The sequence below is a fragment of the Bacillus sp. FSL K6-0138 genome, assembly GCF_037982765.1.
In the GTDB taxonomy this organism is placed as follows: domain Bacteria; phylum Bacillota; class Bacilli; order Bacillales; family Bacillaceae; genus Bacillus; species Bacillus glycinifermentans.
The window spans coordinates 1,249,230-1,267,544 of the sequence record NZ_CP150286.1; the positions used below are offsets into that span (position 1 = coordinate 1,249,230).

19 protein-coding genes are annotated in these 18,315 nt (G+C 47.5%); 11 read left to right on the forward strand and 8 right to left on the reverse strand.

Going from position 1 to position 18,315, the window contains the following annotated elements:
- Nucleotides 1-87: 87 nt before the first annotated feature.
- Genes pdxA through MHB78_RS06920 form a run of 3 tightly spaced genes read right to left on the reverse strand, consistent with a single transcriptional unit; the run spans nucleotide 88 to nucleotide 3,165 of the window.
- Nucleotides 88-1,098, reverse strand: coding sequence for a 4-hydroxythreonine-4-phosphate dehydrogenase PdxA (pdxA, locus tag MHB78_RS06910; RefSeq protein WP_046129305.1), 1,011 nt, complete (start codon nucleotides 1,096-1,098; stop codon nucleotides 88-90).
- Nucleotides 1,099-1,111: 13 nt separating this feature from the next.
- The gene (locus MHB78_RS06915; protein WP_046129304.1) at nucleotides 1,112-2,398 is read right to left on the reverse strand and encodes a four-carbon acid sugar kinase family protein; all 1,287 of its coding nucleotides are present in this window, start codon (nucleotides 2,396-2,398) and stop codon (nucleotides 1,112-1,114) included.
- Complete coding sequence (locus tag MHB78_RS06920; protein WP_046129303.1) at nucleotides 2,395-3,165, reverse strand: DeoR/GlpR family DNA-binding transcription regulator; 771 nt, start codon at nucleotides 3,163-3,165, stop codon at nucleotides 2,395-2,397. Before MHB78_RS06920 ends, MHB78_RS06915 begins: the two co-directional genes overlap by 4 nt.
- A 420-nt stretch (nucleotides 3,166-3,585) precedes the next feature.
- Here MHB78_RS06920 and MHB78_RS06925 point away from each other — a divergent pair, with 420 nt between their 5' ends.
- Entirely contained in the window at nucleotides 3,586-3,951 is a 366-nt protein-coding gene (locus MHB78_RS06925) for a hypothetical protein (protein ID WP_046129302.1), read from the forward strand.
- Between the two features lie 76 nt (nucleotides 3,952-4,027).
- Here MHB78_RS06925 and MHB78_RS06930 read toward each other — a convergent pair whose 3' ends face one another.
- Entirely contained in the window at nucleotides 4,028-5,302 is a 1,275-nt protein-coding gene (locus tag MHB78_RS06930; protein ID WP_046129301.1) for an NAD(P)/FAD-dependent oxidoreductase, read from the reverse strand.
- A gap of 194 nt (nucleotides 5,303-5,496) precedes the next feature.
- On the opposite strand from MHB78_RS06930, the gene MHB78_RS06935 reads away from it, so the two are divergent.
- On the forward strand, nucleotides 5,497-7,125 hold the full coding sequence (locus MHB78_RS06935; protein ID WP_046129300.1) for a polysaccharide biosynthesis protein: 1,629 nt from the start codon (nucleotides 5,497-5,499) through the stop codon (nucleotides 7,123-7,125).
- A 663-nt stretch (nucleotides 7,126-7,788) separates the two neighbouring features.
- A complete protein-coding gene (locus MHB78_RS06940) occupies nucleotides 7,789-8,499 on the forward strand; it encodes a pseudouridine synthase (RefSeq protein ID WP_046129298.1) in 711 nt (236 codons plus the stop codon).
- Nucleotides 8,500-8,606: 107 nt separating this feature from the next.
- Here MHB78_RS06940 and MHB78_RS06945 read toward each other — a convergent pair whose 3' ends face one another.
- The gene (locus MHB78_RS06945; protein WP_006636141.1) at nucleotides 8,607-8,828 is read right to left on the reverse strand and encodes a DeoR family transcriptional regulator; all 222 of its coding nucleotides are present in this window, start codon (nucleotides 8,826-8,828) and stop codon (nucleotides 8,607-8,609) included.
- Between the two features lie 234 nt (nucleotides 8,829-9,062).
- On the reverse strand, nucleotides 9,063-10,370 hold the full coding sequence (locus MHB78_RS06950) for an NCS2 family permease (protein WP_046129297.1): 1,308 nt from the start codon (nucleotides 10,368-10,370) through the stop codon (nucleotides 9,063-9,065).
- Nucleotides 10,371-10,479: 109 nt separating this feature from the next.
- On the opposite strand from MHB78_RS06950, the gene pepV reads away from it, so the two are divergent.
- Together pepV and MHB78_RS06960 are read left to right on the forward strand one after the other, a co-directional pair.
- On the forward strand, nucleotides 10,480-11,871 hold the full coding sequence (gene pepV, locus MHB78_RS06955) for a dipeptidase PepV (protein ID WP_046129296.1): 1,392 nt from the start codon (nucleotides 10,480-10,482) through the stop codon (nucleotides 11,869-11,871).
- Nucleotides 11,872-11,877: 6 nt separating this feature from the next.
- A complete protein-coding gene (locus MHB78_RS06960) occupies nucleotides 11,878-12,342 on the forward strand; it encodes a DUF2691 family protein (RefSeq protein WP_046129295.1) in 465 nt (154 codons plus the stop codon).
- Between the two features lie 55 nt (nucleotides 12,343-12,397).
- On the opposite strand, the gene cysK is transcribed toward MHB78_RS06960, so the two are convergent.
- Nucleotides 12,398-13,327, reverse strand: a complete 930-nt coding sequence (cysK, locus tag MHB78_RS06965; protein ID WP_046129294.1) for a cysteine synthase A — start codon at nucleotides 13,325-13,327, stop codon at nucleotides 12,398-12,400.
- A 137-nt stretch (nucleotides 13,328-13,464) separates the two neighbouring features.
- On the opposite strand from cysK, the gene thpR reads away from it, so the two are divergent.
- From thpR to MHB78_RS06990, 5 genes are all read left to right on the forward strand, one after another.
- On the forward strand, nucleotides 13,465-14,037 hold the full coding sequence (gene thpR, locus MHB78_RS06970) for an RNA 2',3'-cyclic phosphodiesterase (RefSeq protein ID WP_046129293.1): 573 nt from the start codon (nucleotides 13,465-13,467) through the stop codon (nucleotides 14,035-14,037).
- 20 nt (nucleotides 14,038-14,057) lie between these two features.
- Entirely contained in the window at nucleotides 14,058-15,002 is a 945-nt protein-coding gene (locus tag MHB78_RS06975; RefSeq protein WP_046129292.1) for a hypothetical protein, read from the forward strand.
- Nucleotides 15,003-15,053: 51 nt separating this feature from the next.
- Complete coding sequence (locus MHB78_RS06980; RefSeq protein ID WP_046129291.1) at nucleotides 15,054-15,974, forward strand: YegS/Rv2252/BmrU family lipid kinase; 921 nt, start codon at nucleotides 15,054-15,056, stop codon at nucleotides 15,972-15,974.
- A gap of 27 nt (nucleotides 15,975-16,001) precedes the next feature.
- Nucleotides 16,002-16,148: a hypothetical protein gene (locus tag MHB78_RS06985; RefSeq protein ID WP_157759344.1), complete on the forward strand. Its 147-nt coding sequence runs from the start codon at nucleotides 16,002-16,004 to the stop codon at nucleotides 16,146-16,148.
- 185 nt (nucleotides 16,149-16,333) lie between these two features.
- Nucleotides 16,334-17,137 carry a phosphotransferase family protein gene (locus MHB78_RS06990; RefSeq protein ID WP_046129290.1) on the forward strand — a complete coding sequence of 268 codons (804 nt, stop codon included), beginning with the start codon at nucleotides 16,334-16,336 and terminating at the stop codon, nucleotides 17,135-17,137.
- Here MHB78_RS06990 and MHB78_RS06995 read toward each other — a convergent pair.
- On the reverse strand, nucleotides 17,132-17,410 hold the full coding sequence (locus MHB78_RS06995) for a YtzH-like family protein (RefSeq protein ID WP_046129289.1): 279 nt from the start codon (nucleotides 17,408-17,410) through the stop codon (nucleotides 17,132-17,134). The two genes, MHB78_RS06990 and MHB78_RS06995, sit on opposite strands and share 6 nt — an antisense overlap.
- Nucleotides 17,411-17,590: 180 nt before the next feature.
- Here MHB78_RS06995 and trmB point away from each other — a divergent pair, with 180 nt between their 5' ends.
- On the forward strand, nucleotides 17,591-18,232 hold the full coding sequence (gene trmB, locus MHB78_RS07000) for a tRNA (guanosine(46)-N7)-methyltransferase TrmB (protein ID WP_046129288.1): 642 nt from the start codon (nucleotides 17,591-17,593) through the stop codon (nucleotides 18,230-18,232).
- Nucleotides 18,233-18,315: the final 83 nt, after the last annotated feature.

The following is an 18,315-nucleotide window of genomic DNA, read 5'->3' on the forward strand; positions in this document are numbered from 1 at the left end:
CCCTAAAGTCTATTTTTGTAAGCGGTTACAAATAAGGTCTTTAGAAAGGAAGGATTCAGAATCCTTCCCTTCCGGCGTATGCAATGTTTACAGGCTGTTTGGCGAGAAGTTCGGCGCGTACTGTGCTGCAACCTTGATGCATTCTTCCATGCTGGTGCTTTCTGCGATGTTTTTGCCAGCAATATCGAATGCGGTACCGTGGTCGACGGAGGTACGCAAGAACGGCAGACCGTTCGTGATGGAAATCGTCCGGTGAAAGTCCGTCATTTTTGCAGCGATATGTCCCTGGTCATGGTATAACGATAGAACCGCATCGTATTTGCCGTTCAGTGCCTGGTAGAAGACCGAGTCCGCCGGCACCGGACCGACCGCGTCTATACCATCTTTCACCGCGAGCTCAATGCCCGGCTTGATTTGCTCGATTTCCTCCCGGCCGAACAAGCCGCCTTCCCCGCTATGCGGATTCAAGCCTGCCACCGCGAATTTGCCTTTCTTAACTCCAAGGCGCTGCAATGCCCGATCACAACGAATCAAGTAATCATGTACTCTTTCTTTTGTCATTTGATCAATGGCATTCTTCAATGACAGGTGGCGGGTGAGGAAGAAGATGCGCATGCCGTTCACCTCGAACATCGTAAGCGGATCGTCTGAACCGGCCAAATCCTCCAGCATTTCGGTATGCCCGATATACGGCACTTTAGCGGCTTTCAACGATTCCTTATTGATTGGGGTCGTCGCCAGTGCTTTAACTTCTCCAGACATGGCAAGCTCCACGGATTTTTTAATATATTCGAATGCGCCCCGTCCGCATTGGGCAGAAACCTGTCCGTATTCAAGTTTATCGATATCGATATTCGCCAAATTGATCACATCGACGGTACCGAATTCGTATTTTCCTTCTGCAGGCGCTGAAACTTCGTTTACTTGCAGATCCGCTTTCACGATCTCGATCGCTTTTTTGATGACCTCTGTATCACCGATCACAAGCGGTTTGCATACATCGTAGATTTCCTTCTTCGTTAAAGATTTCATCGTGATTTCCGGGCCGATTCCTGCCGGGTCTCCCATCGGAATTGCAATAATTGCTCGTTCTGCCATGTTAGATTCCTCCTTAAAATGTTGCTTCAAGATATTTCACGCTTGTGTAAATTGCTTTCGTACCGCCTGCCGTACCGCCTTTTGTAACGATCGGAATACCATCCAGGTAGCCTCCGATGAATTTTCCGTAGGCGACTAGCGGCAGGATTTCGTCGATCAATTGGATGCCTTCCGCTCTTGAGATCGAGCAGAGGGAAGCGGTTACATCTCCGCCGCTTGTAAAACAGCCGCCAATGTCAAACCGGCTGTTTTGGATCACAAGCCTTGTCATCTTGCCCAGGCCGTCGGCGATGCGCTTTGCCAATGCATCCTGGCTTACATGCTCCTTGTCTGCGAGCGTTTTCAAATCAAGGATTTCTGATTTAAGCGAATCGGTTGTGATCAAAAGAATGTCCTGCTTTTTCATCTCTTCTGCCGCTCTTTTGATGACACGGTCTACTTCTTGGTCCCACGTTTCGTCCATTGTCGCAAGCTTTTTGGCATCCACATAGACAGGGCGGAGATTCGTCTTATCGATCAAATATTGCAGCTGCTTGGAGCTGTTGGATGTGACGCTGCCGACGGTGATGATGATTTTCTTGTCCTTCATCCGCTTTCTGCTGAACGCTCGGGCGTACGCGGAAGTCAGCGGCCCGGGATCGGCGGGGACCATCTGATACATATCCAGCTCCGCCATAGCACATGCGATTGATTCAATGTTCTCATTCGTGATGGCATCAGGAACGAGGATTCGGGCGCCTTTTTGGATTTTCTCGAGCATGTCCGCTTCGATCGCTTCCTTGCCGGCGAGGATGGTCTCTAAACCGATGCCTGCAACCTGATGGTCGCTTTGCTTTTGTACAAGCTTCGGGATATGAGATTCTGTAACAGGCTTGACAGGATCCTTTCCGACATCAGACAGCTGGACGGGTACGCCGTGGATCAGCAGATAGCCGCCTGATACGATGCGGCCTGAGTCTGGATATGCCGGAACGACGACCGCGATGGACTCTTCGCCCAATTCATGAAGAAGGGTATCCAGCTCTGTTCCGATGTTGCCGCGCACCGTGCTGTCGATGCGCTTGCAGACGATATCCGTTTTCCACTTTTTCAGGTTCGCTGCCGCCGTTTTCACCCGGCGATGTGCGACTTCTTCTTTCGCATAGCGGCTGTCGGTATCGATAATCACACCGTTGATCTCTTCCGATGACGGCAAATTTTCGTAAAAGACCATCGTCGCCACGGTGTAGCCAAGCTTTGTCAGCTTGACGCCTGTGCCATTGCCTCCGGTGAGATCATCTGCGATAACGCCTATTTTCATTCGGATTCCTCCTCCGCTGCTATGACATCTAAAAGCTCCCGCAATTCATGAGGATGATAATCGACAATGCCGGAATCTGAAATGATGCCGGATAATTCCTTCAAGCCGCACACCTTAACAAGTGCTTTTTGATCGAGCTTGCTGGCATCAGCGACAAGCCAGGTTGCCCGAGCGGATTCGATCATGAGCTTCTTAATTGATGCCTTTTCGAATGTCGGTACTGTGACCCCGGCATGCAGGTCGACGGCGTGCGCTCCGAGGAAGCACAAATCAACGTGCACATTGCGCAACGTCTGTTCCGTCAGCGGACCGAAAAGTGCGCCGATATTGTTCTGCACCTCCCCGCCTGTGAGAATCAGCTTGACTTCGCTGTCCATCAGCTCTGCTGCAATCTTGATGTCATTTGTCACGACCGTCAATTTGCTTTTGTGCTTCAGCAGCTTGGCGATCTCGAGTGTAGTCGTTCCAGAGTCAAGCAGGATGGTGTAATTTTCTTTCACGAGCTCTGCCGCTTTTTGGGCGATGCGCTTCTTCTCTGCTGCATGTTTTCCTTCCTTTGTCAGAAAGGAAGATTCCACGACAAGCGGCTTATTGAGAACAGCGCCGCCATGCGTGCGGATGACCTGTTCCTTCTGCTCCAGATACGCCAAATCGCGCCGGATCGTCATGGCGGAAACATTCAATTCTGCCGCCAATGCTTCAATATCGATTTTTTGGTGCTTATTCAATTGTTCCAAAATCACATTTCTGCGTTCATTCGGTTGCATTTTCCTCACCTTTTGTTAGATGTGAACAACTTATATGTTTATATTAAACATATTTATGTGGGAAGTCAACGTTATTTTGTGAGAAATGATCATTATGAGGGAGGAGAGGTTGTTCACCATGAACAATCGAGAGGCATCTGCTTCGGGCGGTAGAACAAAAAAACAGCAGGCGAGGTGCCGGCTGCCGTTGTCCATACGTCTCATTATGCCTTCATTACCTTGCTTGGTCCTTATTTGTAGATCGTCGCAGTGAAGAAAGCACAACACACAAAATAAAGGAATCTTCCTTTATATTTGAAATGACCGATGCTTATAATAAGTTTACGCTTGTCAAAATTCAATATGCAGTCCTTGTTCAACTAACAATGCAGGGTTACTTTAATTAAAATTGAAATAAGCTAATGAAAAGGAGGATTTTTTATGGAAGATCATTACCTCTTGCAAATCGAACAAATAATGAAGGCATTGTCTAAATCCTGGTCTATAGACTCAAGTTCAAAATGGAGCCATGATAACCCTGCAAATGGACAATGCGGCGTAACTGCACTAGTAGTAAATGATATATTAGGTGGAGAAGTAAGGAAAACAAAACTGCCTGATGGATGGCATTTTTATAATTTTATCAATGGCAAAAGATATGATTTTACGGTTTCTCAATTTAAAGAAGACATTCTGTATATGGACATTCCTTCTAATAGAAGCGAAGCATTTTCAGATACCAATGAAAAACAATATAACCATTTAAAACAAAGCGTTATGCATCATTTGTCTTTTTCCATATATTAAGTTACGTTTAATAAGAAAAGGGAACCCTAATATATTGAGGGTTCCCTTCATTTTATACAAAGAACTTGCCTTGTTTTTATTTTTTGGGGAGTGACGCAGAAAACTTCGCTGCGTTTAAACCGGCAAGCCGTCCGGTGACAAGGGCCGATGTAATGTTGTACCCGCCGGTGTACCCGTGGATATCGAGAATTTCCCCGCAAAAATATAATCCGTCCTTTTTTTTGGACGCCATTTTTTTCGGATCGATTTCTTTTATCGAAACACCGCCTCCGGTCACAAAGGCTTTTTCAAGCGAAAGCGTGCCGTTCACCATGACGGAAAACTCCTTGCAGTCTTTTACGAACGCCCTGAAACGGTCTTTGGAAAGGGTGGAAAAGGTTTCGGAGGGATCGATCCCGCTCCGTTCGAACAGAAACAGGAGATACCGTTCCTGCATCCAGGACTTGAGCACGTTTTTAACGGACTTTTTCAGCGACTCTTTCAGCTCTTTCTGCATTCGCTGAAACAGCTGTTCTTCGTGGAGGTCTGGGAACAAATCGATATTCATCCTTACATGCTCCTGTTTTTTCAGCTCTTTTACGACAAATTGGCTGCACCTGAGGACAGCCGGGCCGGAAAGGCCGAAATGCGTGAAAATCATATCCATCTGATGGGTGATGACGGGTTTGCCTTTTTTGTTTAACACGCTTAGCGCGACATTTCTCAATGACAGGCCTTGCAATGTTTTTTGTTTAATGAACGGTTCGTCCGAAGTGACGGGAACCTCTGTCGGGAAAAGCTCGGTAATCGTATGCCCGGCATTTTCGGCCCATTCATAGCCGTCTCCCGTTGAGCCGGTATGCGGGACGTTTTTGCCGCCGACCGCCACGACGACCGCCCCGGTCAGAATCTTTTCGCCGTTGTTCGTTACGATGCCGTATGCCTTCTGATCGTCGTATAACACGGATGCCACCTTTTCGTTCGTACGAATGTTGACATGCAGCTGTTCAAGTCTTCTCAACAGAGCGTCCACAACGCTTTGCGCTTTATCGGAAACGGGAAACATCCGCCCGTGGTCTTCTTCTTTGAGCTTCACGCCGAGACGTTCAAAAAACGCGATGATGTCTTCATTGTTAAACTCGGAAAAAGCGCTGTATAGAAAGCGGCCGTTTCCGGGGATATGTTTGATGATTTCATCAATCGGAAGGCGGTTCGTGACATTGCAGCGGCCTCCTCCCGAGATGGCGAGCTTGCGGCCGAGCTTGTTTCCTTTATCGATGAGCAGCACGTTCAGGCCCCGCTCACCGGCCGCGATGGCGGCCATCAGCCCGGAAGGCCCTCCGCCGATGACGATTACATCATAATGCTTCATAACATTTCCTCAACTTTCCTGCAGTGTAAGGCCGCGCGAAGCGAATCCGCGCTCCATCCTATTATTATAACGAAAGAATGACGCCTTTAAAAAAGATCTGTTAAAATTTAGCCCAGTTATTATTACCTAGGTGAAGCACCTGTGTGTTAAAATAGAAAAGTTGAATCTATTTTAGAAAAATGGTGATTGGGAACATGTCAAGCAAACTGTTAAGAGGCACGTTTATATTAACGCTTGGTACCTATATTTCGAGGATCCTCGGAATGATTTATTTAATTCCGTTTGGAGCCATGGTCGGTGCCACCGGAGGTGCCCTGTTCCAGTACGGTTATAATCAATATACGATTTTTTTGAGCATTGCCACGATGGGCTTTCCGGCGGCCGTGTCCAAGTTTGTTTCAAAATATAATTCGATCGGTGATTATGAAACGACGAGAAGGATGCTGCGCGCCGGAATGTCGATGATGCTCGTCACGGGAATCATCGCTTTTTCCCTTCTTTATGTAACCGCTCCGTTTTTTGCAGAAACAGCGCTCGGCGGGACGGAAAATAACGGTCTGACGATCGAACACGTCGTTTATGTCATTCGCATGGTCAGCTTGGCTTTATTGGTTGTGCCGGTATTGGCCCTTGTGAGGGGATTTTTCCAAGGCCACCAGATGATGGGGCCGACAGCCGTTTCACAGGTTGTTGAACAGCTTGCCAGAATCGTTTTTCTCCTCACTGCGACGTATTTGGTCATGAAAGTGCTGAACGGCGGACTTGTAGTAGCCGTAGGCTATGCGACGTTCGCTGCATTGATCGGTGCGTTTGCGGGGCTTTTCACCCTTTATTTTTCCTGGCAGAAAAGAAAAGGGTACCTTATATCGATGAAGCCGAACCTTGTTCCGCCGTCAAATATTACGTACAGGCAGATGTTTAAGGAACTGTTCAGTTATGCCGCTCCGTACGTTTTTGTCGGGCTGGCGATCCCGCTTTATCAGTACATTGATACAAATACGTTTAATAAAGCGATGATTGAAGCGGGGTATCAAAGCATCAGCCAGGATCTGCTGGCGATCGTCACGCTTTACGTTCCTAAGCTTGTGATGATTCCGGTTTCTCTTGCGACGGCTTTCGGGCTGACATTGATCCCGGTTATTACGGAAAACTTCACCAACCGTGACTTTCCGGCTTTAAACAAGCAGATTGACCAGGCGATGCAGATTATTTTGTTTATCGTGCTTCCGGCTTCCGTCGGAATGTCGCTTCTCGCCGGACCGTTCTACACGTTTTTCTACGGATCGGAAAGCCTGCTTCCCGATGTCGGACAAGACATCTTATTCTGGTATTCGCCGGTTGCGCTTTTATTTTCTTTATTTACGGTTAACGCCGCTATTTTGCAGGGGATTAACAAGCAAAAATTCGCCGTTGTCAGCCTTCTGGTTGGGGTCATCATCAAAGTCGTGCTGAACGTGCCTTTGATCAAGCTCTTTCAGGGAGAAGGATCGATTTTGGCGACAGCGCTCGGATATTCGGCATCTTTATTGTATGGCTTCATCATGATCAGACGGCATGCCGGCTACGCTTATAAAAAACTGCTTAAAAGGTTTTTGCTGATGGCGATCCTGACCGCTGTAATGGGAGCCGTCGTATTAATCGCCAAAGCGGTCCTCGGTTTATTTATTTCATATGAGGGCGGACAGATCCGCTCAGCTGTTATCATCGCCATTACATCGGCAATCGGCGGTATCGTCTATCTGTATTTGGCTCACCGTCTAAAACTGTTAGAAAAAATATTCGGTCAGCGGTTAAGCCGCTTTTTCAAAAGAAAGGCCTCATAAGCGGGCTTTTCTTTTATTTTTGAGAAGATTGTTCCTTTGTTTTGAAAAGAGAGCATAAAGCCGTTGTGGATAATATTTTCAATGATCAACAATGGAACCCGGAGAAGGATATTGGACATGGCCTCAGGAATATGTAACATGCACACAATAGACCATTCCGGTCAAGCTTAGGTGCATGTCCGCAATTATTCGCAAAAAACGGCGGGCAAAGGAGTGCGGAAACATCATGAAGGATGAGGACTTATTGGAGGCTTGGAACATTCAAAAAGCTCGCGGAATGGCTGATCTATTCGCACATCTAGAACCGACTTCATGCACCGCCGTACAGCACGCTTTGCAGGCAAAGTCAAAATGTAATATTCCTTGCTGAAGATATTGCGATCTTGCGGGCTATTGCGGGTATGGTGCCACCTGGTCAATCTGACGCCGAGTGTAACACGTACCACACATTCGTCATGCAAGAAAATGAAGGACATCGGCACATTAAGCTGGTCCGGGACACTCCGGCTCTATTTTCTTGAAGAACGGAGCGGGCAGCCGCGGAGCAGGGACGCAGCCTGAATAATTGATCAAACAGCCAGATTAATATGTCCGGTTGTTTTTTTGAAGCCGCAATAGCATAATGAACAAAGCCTTTTATTTATATTAAGGAGGAATCACCTTATGAGATTGGATAAGCTTCTGGCGAACAGCGGCTATGGATCGAGAAAAGACGTAAAAAAAATGCTGAAGAACGGAGCGGTTCGCGTAAAAGACAGAATCGTCAAGGATGCGAAAGAACAGATTGATCCGAATCATGACGAAGTCACCGTATACGGCGAGCCCGTCCATTACCGGGAGTTTGTTTATTTGATGATGAACAAGCCGCAGGGGGTAGTGTCGGCAACAGAAGACAGCCGCGAGGAGACGGTTATCGATTTGCTCGAACCGGAGTTTTTGCACTTTGCGCCGTTTCCGGTCGGAAGGCTTGACAAAGATACCGAAGGCCTGCTTCTACTGACAAACGACGGCGGGCTCGCACACCGGCTTTTGTCGCCGAAAAAGCATGTCCCTAAAACGTATGAGGTGCATGCCGAGAAGCCGGTCACAGAGGCTAGCGCTGCCAGGCTCGAAAGAGGGGTCGACATTGGGGACGGGTATGTCACAAAGCCGGCGAAAGCGGTGATTCTGGAAAATGAAAACGGCAGGCACAAGCTCCTGTTGACGATCACGGAAGGGAAATTCCATCAGGTGAAACGGATGCTGAAAGCCGTCGGCAATGAAGTGACCTACTTAAAACGGCTGAAGATGGGAGATGTGGCGCTCGACCCAGACCTTTTGCCTGGGGAGTACAGAGAGCTGACGGAATCGGAGCTTGCGGCCCTAAAAAAATAAAAGACACTCAAAACTTTGAGTGTCTTGTTAGAAGCAGTTTCAAAAACTCGCAAAGCAAGGTGAGTCTTATTTATATCAATTGTGTGTTGCGTTTTTTTGGAACAATTCTATGAAGATATTCTCACTTTTTTTCTTGTTGTTTCCCATTTGCCTCTGCTTGGGCTGCGAACCAAATCGTTGTATGCCAACACATTCAGATCACGCTGGATTGTTCTCGGTGTAGTGCCAAATTCATCAACCAGTTCCTGGGTTGTAACGAGTCCCTTTTCTTGAATGAACATGTAGACTGACTTAATCCTGGTTAGCATTCGGTTTGTTGAAGGTTTCAAACAACCACTCCCTATCATATGATCGAATGGACTTGACTACCACAACTTACGACTCCAAAATGCAGCATGGACGATTAACAAACAACTCGTAAAAATAATCAATAAATATTATACACGATGTGCCAAAGAAATATCCAGAAAAAAGCCGGAACCAAAATTATGAAAAAATGAAAATCGAAAGCAAAAACGCATGAAATCAAGAGGCTGGCTGCTGCCTAAGCCTCTTTTTCTATATTAATGGCCCTGCAAAAAGAACAGGTGGATGAAAAACAGAATCGCGAAGATCAGGACGAGCGGATGAATCTCCCGCCATTTTCCTTTCGCGGCTTTCACGATCGGATATGAAATAAATCCTAGAGAAATCCCTGTTGCGATGCTTGATGTTAAAGGCATGGCAAGGATGACGAGAAAAGCCGGGAACGCCTCGTCGAGCTCTTTCCAGCGGATGTCGGCGACGGCTCCGATCATCATGCTTCCCACAATGATCAAGGCTGGAGACGTTATCGCCGAAATGCCGGAAACGGCGCTGACAAGCGGACCGAAAAACAGCGCGGCGCCAAAAAGAACGGCGACTGTCAACGATGTCAGCCCGGTTCTTCCTCCGGCTGCCACCCCGGCCGATGACTCAATATAGGCGGTTGTCGGGCTCGTCCCGAACATGGCGCCGATCGTCGTGGCCGTCGAATCGGCGAGAAGCGCCTTTCTCGCGTTCGGAAGCTTGTTGTTTTTCATGAGTCCCGCCTGTTCGGCGACGCCGATCATCGTGCCTGTCGTATCGAAAATCGTGACGAGCAGAAAAGAGAAAACGACCGAATAGAGCCCGTAATGGATGACGTCAGAAAAGGCCGTCAAAGGATTCGCGATGATCAGCTTTTCAGGCAGATGAGGCATGGATAAAACGCCTTGGTCAAAATGGAGCTGACCGGTGAAAAAGGCGATCAGGCCGGTGAAAAGCATCCCGAAAAACAGAGCGCCGTTTACATTCATGATCATCAGAACGACGGAAAAGGTAAGCCCGATCAAGGTCAGTACGACTTCCGGCGAGCGCAGGTTGCCGAGACCGATCAAATTGGCTTCATTGGCCGTAATGATTCCGGCTCCCCTTAGTCCGACAAATGCGATAAACAATCCGATCCCGGCGGTAATCCCGTGTTTTAAATTGGCGGGAATTGCTTCGATCAGTTGTTTTCTGAGCGGTGTTAAGGATAAGATAATAAAGAGAATCCCGGCCGCGAATACGGCGCTGAATGCCGTATGATACGAAACTTCGCCGTTTGATGAACCGACGACGGAAACTGCAAAATACGCATTAAGCCCCATTCCCGGCGCAATCGCGATCGGGAAGTTGGCCGCAAGCGCCATCCAGAGCGTTCCGACGACAGCGGCGATGATCGTAGCGGTAAACACCTGGTCAAAGGGAATGCCGGTGCCAGAAAGAATGCCCGGATTGACGACGACAATGTAAACCATCGTAAAGAAGGTTGTGATTCCTGCAAGAATTTCTTTTTTAACTGTTGTTTTGTTTTCTTTTATGTTAAACATAATTCCTCCAATAACGAACATTATAACGAAACAATATCTATAATATTCGTTAACAGGTATTTTTGCAAGTCGTTTTTCGGGAATCTGATAAAAGGAAAGGATGAAAACGATGAACTGGGAACTGGAAGTGGAAAAGAGAAAGGACGACATTGTTCAGGATATACAGGATTTCTTAAAAATAAACAGCGTTCTCGATGAGAAGACCGCCGGGCCTGGCAAGCCTTTTGGAGAAGGGATTCACAAATGTCTGACGGCTTTGCTGAAAAAAGGGGAGACAAACGGCTTTACGGTGAAAAACCTCGATGGCTATGCGGGCCATATCGAATGGGGAGAAGGCGAAGAGATTATCGGCATCCTCTGCCATATTGACGTCGTCCCGCCCGGAGACGGATGGACAAGCGATCCGTTTGCCGCCGACATCAGAGACGGCCGCATTTATGCGAGAGGCGCGCTCGATGATAAGGGGCCGACAATGGCCGCATTTCACGCCCTGAAAATCGTGAAAGAGCTGAATCTTCCGTTGTCAAAGCGGATCAGGCTGATCATTGGAACAGATGAAGAAAGCGATTGGCGGTGTGTGGAGCATTATTTTAAACATGAAGAAATGCCTTCAGCCGGATTCGCCCCTGATGCCGACTTTCCGATTATTTACGCGGAAAAGGGGCTGATTGACGCAGTTTTGCACTTGGATTGCCCAAATAGCGAAAGCGGCGGGGGATTGGTTTTGGAATCGCTCCGGGCCGGGCGCCGTTTCAATATGGTTCCTGACGAAGCCGAAGCTGTCCTTTCCGGAACGGTTACACCGGATGTTGAACGAGCATTTGCCGATTTTGTAAAAGAAAAGCGGGCCGAGGGCCGAATCTCGAAAAACGGAGACAGTTGCAGGATAAACGTTTTCGGAAAATCGGCACACGCCATGGAGCCTGACAACGGCATCAATGCGGGGCTGATCCTGGCAGAGTTTTTACATACGCAAGCGCTTGATTCAGCAGGCCGCCATTTTGTAAAAGCGGTGTCAGATGCCTTTAGCGGTGACACGAGAGGGAGAAAGCTCGGGATCGCCGTAAGCGATGAGATCAGCGGCGACCTGACCTTAAACGTCGGTCGGATAGCTTACGAGAAAGAAAAAGAAAGTACAGTCGGCATCAACATCCGCTATCCGGTGACAGAAACGAGCGTTCCGGTTAAAGAAGCGCTCGAACGTTTACAAGGCGGAAAGCTTGTAAGTTTTAAAGACAGCAAGCCGCATCATGTTCCAAAAGACCATGAACTGATTAAAACGCTGCAGCGGGTATATGAAGAACAGACGGGGGAACAAGCGGAATTGATTTCGATCGGAGGCGCGACATACGCGAGGTCGCTGCAAGCGGGGGTGGCGTTCGGTCCGCTCTTCCCCGGGCGCCCCGACGTTGCCCATCAGAAAGACGAATATATGGAAATTGACGACCTCTTGCGGGCGGCATCTTTGTATGCGCAGGCTATATACGAACTTGCGAAGTGATACGAAATGAGAAGAGGCGTTTCGTTTGAAATTCCCAACCGCAGCGGATGCTTTCTTTCCGATGTGCTAAAACCGATTCGAATTTCCGATTACGATTGGCTGCTTGATGGCTGCGAATGGTATATCGTTCAACACGAACGGCTGACAGATGAGGAGCTTTTTCCAGGTGATCAAAACGTCGTGGAAGGCGAAGCGCTGCAAACACGCTTGGCAAACACGTCTTATACAATTTTTGCAGATATGAAAGCATTCCCGAAGAATCAGCATCCCGAGCAAATTGAGACATATGGAGAGTTCATCAAAAGCGATTGCCGGCTGGTTGTTCTCATAGCGGATTCCTGTTATGCATCCATCTATTGCAAAGACCAAAAGCAGATTGGCTTGTTGTACAGAAATGCAAAAGCTTGCGGCTTTGGGCATGTTGAATATATAACAGATGAAAATGATGCAAGGACAGGGATGCATGTATAGAGTCTGTTTCAATAAAAAACACTTGATTTCGCACGTCGAAATCAAGTGTTTTTCTTTACTGTTGAAATAAATCGCTTGATAGATAGCGTTCTCCGGTATCGGCGGTCATACAGACGACGATTTGATCGGCCGGAAGTTTTTTAGCCGTTTCAATCGCGGCAAAGCACGCCGCACCTGAGGAAGGGCCGACAAGAATGCCTTCTTCCCGGGCCAGTCTGCGCGTCATCTCGTACGCTTCCTCATCTTTTATTTTCAAAATTTCATCATAGACGTTTTCGTTTAAAATATTCGGGATAAAACCGGGGCTTGTCCCGACGAGTTTATGTTTTCCGGGCTTGCCTCCGGACAATACGGGCGACCCCGCAGGTTCCGCTACATGGACCGTTATTTTCGGAAACAGCTCCTTCAGCTTTTCACCCGTACCGGTAATCGTGCCGCCCGTTCCCGCAGTCGCCACAAACGCGGCAAGCGGTTTGCCGATTTGTTCTATTGCCCGGGCAATTTCCAAGGCGGTTGTTTTTCGGTGGGCCTCGGGGTTCGCTTCATTATCAAACTGCATCGGGATGAAGCTTCCCGGAATTTGTTCCGCAAGCTCCCGCGCTTTTTTGATGCTTCCCGGCATTCGTTCATCCCCCGGTGTAAGGACGACTTCTGCTCCGTATGCTTTTAAAAGGTTGATCCGTTCTTTCGTCATCGTATCAGGCATGACGAGAATCGCCTGATACCCTCTTGCGGCGGCATTCATGGCGAGTCCGATTCCAGTGTTTCCGCTTGTCGGCTCGATGATTGTAGCCCCAGGCTTAAGAAGGCCCTTTTCTTCAGCGTCTATGATCATTTGATATGCCGCTCTGTCTTTCACGCTTCTGCTCGGGTTGAAATATTCGAGTTTTACGTAAACCTGTGCCGCATCCTTCGGCTGAACCCGGTTCAATTTGACGAGGGGCGTATCTCCGATTAATTCTGCTATATTGTGAACGGCTCTCACACGTGTACACCCTTTCTAAGAAAACATGTTTTTTCAATATCCTATCACAACCCCGTAAAAGTGAAAAATAGAGAGGTTATAAGTCCCTGTGTTTTTTGTTAAAATGGTAAGAAGATCGATGGAAGGATGGCATGAATATGTCTGTGAAACCGCATTTTTTTATTGGAATTCCTTTCCCGGCCGAGCTTGCGGAGCCGCTTTATCATTCAATCAGCAGCCGCCCGGAATTAGCTTTTCATAAATGGGTCCATGCTTTGGACTATCACTTTACGCTCGTATTTCTTGGACCGGCTGACAGTGAGCAGCTTTCGGACCTTGAGGAAGGCTTAAGTCTGATCGCTTCTGACACGGCTTCCTTTGAACTTCGTCTCAGAAAAACAGGGACGTTCGGCAAGCCGTCTGAGCCGAGGATTCTCTATGTTGAACCCGAATATTCCGCCGCTCTTTTTGAATTAAGGGAGCGGGTCAAGCAGGCCGCCGCCGCCGCGGGCTTTGAGATTGAAAAGCGGCCTTTTCGTCCCCATATGACGGTTGCGAGAAAATGGAACGGGGCCGATCCATTTAACGGGCGCTTAGACCCGCTCGATGGTGAAGTATCGTTCACAGCACGCAATCTCACCGTTTTTCAGACGCATCTGGACAAGGTTCCAAAATACGAGCATAAAGCTGTTTTTCCTTTCGGCACACAGGATCAAGCAGCAGAAATGTAAGATTCGGAGTTGAAACAACGATGGCACAGATTATTAAAATACAGGATTGCATTTCAAGATATGAGCAAGACCCTTATCATTATATGAATCAGTTCATCCGTTTAAAAAAACAGCGATGGCAGTCAATGACGGCCATCGCGGAAGAGAAGGAAGCGGGCCGTTTTCAGATCGCCGCAGCCGCCGGGGAAGAAACGGGCGGCACGAAGAAGAAAAAATTTTCATTAAAAAGAAAAAAAGAAGTATCCGATATGAATAGTGGAAGAGAAGTCGATGATCAATGGTTTAACGGTTTGGAAGCCGAAATGGACGGAAGTTTTATCGCAAAAATCCCCGCAGGCAAAAAAGAGCTTGCTCCATTTTTTAAAGAATACCTTTATCAATTTCAATTAAAATGGGCAAGCTCGACGATTTCTGACATATCCAGCCTTTCCCGGGAAATACATAACGATAAAATTCTGCAAATTTTGGCCCAGCAGCTTCCGGATTCGTATTTTCTGATGTACAAGCCTGTTTTGCAAGTGAATCAGGCGACGGTCGAATTAAGCATCATCCTGTTAACGCCGCTTGAAATCTATTGCATGGTTTTTCTCGAAGGTGATAAGGAAAGCACCTTTAGCGGCTCCAAAAATCGTTTTTGGAAGGAAAAAACCGTACGAGGCAGAGAAACATCTGTTTTAAATCCGTCAACTGAACTTATCAGAACCGGTTCTGTCCTTTCGGGGCTTTTGAAGGGGGCAGACATTGACCTGCCGATCCGCAAAGCGATCTTCAGCAGGACTTCGTATATCGATTACCCCGAACCTCCGTACGGAATCGACATTTATGACCGGAGGGAATGGCGCAACTGGATCTCGAGACAGCAAAAAAACATCGCTCCAATTAAAAACCGGCAGCTGAAAGCCGCGAAAATTTTGTTGGCACACGGCGTTTCCGATTCAAAGCGCAGAAAGGAATGGCTCGATTAACCGTCTGAACGTTATCCGGCTTTTTCATAACATAAAATGGAGAATTGAATCATGAGTGAATGGTATATCATCATTAACCCAAAAGCAGGAAGATCGTCGGCTCTCAGAGTATGGAAGTCACTGCAAAAAGAGCTGCAAAAAGCAAACGTTTCGCACCGCTCGTTCATCACCCAGCACCCGGGGCATGCCGAAGTGCTGGCAAGGCAAATATCGACGATCCAGGACGACCGGCTGAAGCGCCTGCTTATCATTGGCGGAGACGGCACTATCCATGAAGTCCTAAACGGATTAACCAGCCTCCAGGACATTCAGCTTAGCGTTATCCCGGCAGGCTCGGCAAACGATTTTAAAAGAGGCTTCTCCATTAAAAAATCGGATGTCATCAAAGAGCTGAAAAAAGCCGGAAAATCACTGACCAGGACGTATGCACTCGGAAGCTTTCTCACAAAGGACAGTGCAAACGAGCTTTATTTTGCCAATCACCTCAGCATCGGGTTTGACGCCGTGGCCGCCAAAAAAATGTCTGACATGCCAAAGTGGACGGCCGTTTTCAGATTGAATCATCTGATTCAGCCGTTTTTGTTTTTGGCAGCCGCCTTTACGTTTAAACCGTTTGTCCTTTCTTTTGAAAGCGAAGACGAAAAGCGGACGTTTAAAAAAGTTTGGTTTGCGGCGATTTCAAATCATCCGTACTATGGCGGAGGAATGAAGATCGCGCCGGATGCAAATCCGCGCGAAGAGCTTTTAGATGTGACGATCATCGAAGACCGGCCGGTGCTAAAAAAAGCGGCGCTGTTATTTGCGATGTCTTTCGGCAAACATATCGGTAAAGCCGGGGTCACGTCGTTTAAGACGAAAGATATTTATTTTCATACGAACGAACGGGTTCTGTTCCAGGCGGACGGGGAGATCATCGGTTCAGCGCCTGTTTTTGTAAAGACCGGGAAGGAATCGCTCCGCTTAAAAGCATAAACCATCCGAATGAAAGGGAGACTTGGGATGCGATTGAAGCTCCCTGATATGAAGCGCTATTTGGCATATTGCGGCCCTTTTCAAATTTTCGATAAAACGCTTTGGGCAAACGGCAAGCTTCAGCTGAAGCGGCATCGGCACGCATGTTCTTTGCGAGCCGAAGGGAATTTCTAGTTTTGCTTGACGAAGTTTGGCGTATAGCGCTAAAATTTATAAGACGGCTATTGTTTAGCACAGATGACTCTCAATAGCCGTCTTTTTATTTTAATAGAGAGACGATCAATACAGCATCTTGTTTTCCGGCCAAGGAAGGCAAATGCTTTTAAAAACTTTTATGAAATGATGGGTTGAAAATCGATATGAACTGGTTGGGACAATTACTAGGTAGCGAATGGGAGATTTCCCCCGCAGGAGGAGCTACAGGAGACGCATATTATGCAGAACATAATGGGCAGCAGCTTTTTTTAAAGCGGAACAGCTCCCCTTTTTTGGCTGTCCTGTCCGCGGAAGGAATTGTTCCTAAGCTTGTTTGGACGAAACGAATGGAAAACGGGGACGTGATTACGGCGCAGCACTGGCTCAGCGGCAGAGAGCTGAAACCGAAGGACATGAACAGCCAGGCGGTGGCTGAGATGCTTCGGAAAATCCACACCTCCAAAGAGCTGTTGGATATGCTGAAAAGACTCGGCAAGCACCCTTTTCAGCCAAGCTCCGTGATCACGCAATTAAAGCAATTTATCCAAGCCCGGCAATATCCGATTCCGCAGCTGGATCAGGCGCTCTTTTACCTTGAACACCATCTTGAAGACGTTCAGTCAGGTGAAAAAGTCGTCTGCCACTGCGATATTAATCATAATAATTGGCTTCTTACAGATCAGAACCAGCTTTATTTAATCGATTGGGACGGTCCTATGATTGCAGATCCTGCCATAGATCTCGGGCCCCTTCTGTACCACTACGTTGAGGAGAAGGAATGGGAAAGCTGGCTCGAGCGTTACGGCACTTCTCTAACGGACAATCTTAAGCTGAGGATGGCCTGGTACGTATTGGCAGAAACAGCGATGACAACGCTCAGGCAAAAGGCGAAAAGAAATCAAGAGGGCTTTAACCAGGGGCTTGAACAGCTGCACGTGCTCCTGGAGCGTCTCCTCCGCACTTCATGAAAACGAGCCTATTTCTCTGACCCATTGCGAGAGACGGTCCTGATGCTCTGAGATATGGTCGTTGATCGAAGAAGTCGACTTCCCTCTCTGGCTGTACAGGTAAATGTCTTCAAGGATGCCTTTAAGGTTTGCATCAACATGTGCATTGGCCATCAGCGACTTAATAATCCGTTCCATCTGTTCGCATTCGGCGACGGTGCCCGTGCAGTCCGCCTGATGATCGGAGAGGATGTCCTGTAAGAGACGAATTTGATTTTCTTGATTTAATCCCATGATAAAAGCACTTCCCTTCATTTGAATATATGGATTAAATTGTTCAGAACGCATATTTTTATACATGAAAGACCCGGGGTCGAAAGCCCCGGGTCTTTCGCGTCTCTCCAAGAGGTCTTGCGGGGCGGTTGATTTCGTGGTATGTTGTTAGACGATATAACAGATAGAGGTGTAAAGTACATGCGAATGCGTCACAAGCCTTGGGCGGACGATTATTTGGCTGAAAACTCCGATATTGTCATCAGCGACCCGTCCCAGTATAAAGGGAAATGGCATTCCGTTTTTGGAAATGACAACCCGATTCACATCGAAGTAGGAACCGGAAAGGGCCAATTTATTTCAGGAATGGCGCTCAAGCATCCGGATGTAAACTATATCGGCATCGAACTGTTTAAAAGCGTCATCGTAACGGCGGTCGATAAGGTAAAGCAGACGGGGGCGCCGAACGTAAAGCTTTTAAACATCAATGCAAACGATCTTTCCGAAGTATTTGCGGAAGGGGAAATTGAGCGGGTGTATTTGAATTTTTCCGATCCGTGGCCTAAAAAACGCCATGAAAAACGCCGTCTGACAAACCATGCTTTCATAAAAAAATACGAGCACGTCTTGGGGGGAAAAGGTGCGATTCACTTTAAAACAGATAATCGCGGATTATTTGAATATTCCCTGACGAGCTTTTCCGAATACGGACTCGTTTTGACGTTCGTCAGCCTTGATTTGCATCAAAGCGATTTTGAAGGGAACGTCATGACGGAATATGAAGAAAAATTTGCTGCCAAAGGCCAGCCGATATACAGGGTTGAAGCCGAGTGGAGAACATGAAAAAACAGACGATCTAAAGGTCTGTTTTTTTTTGCGTTAAATTGGCCGGATTTTTTTGCTACGATAAGGTGGGAGGGATCATA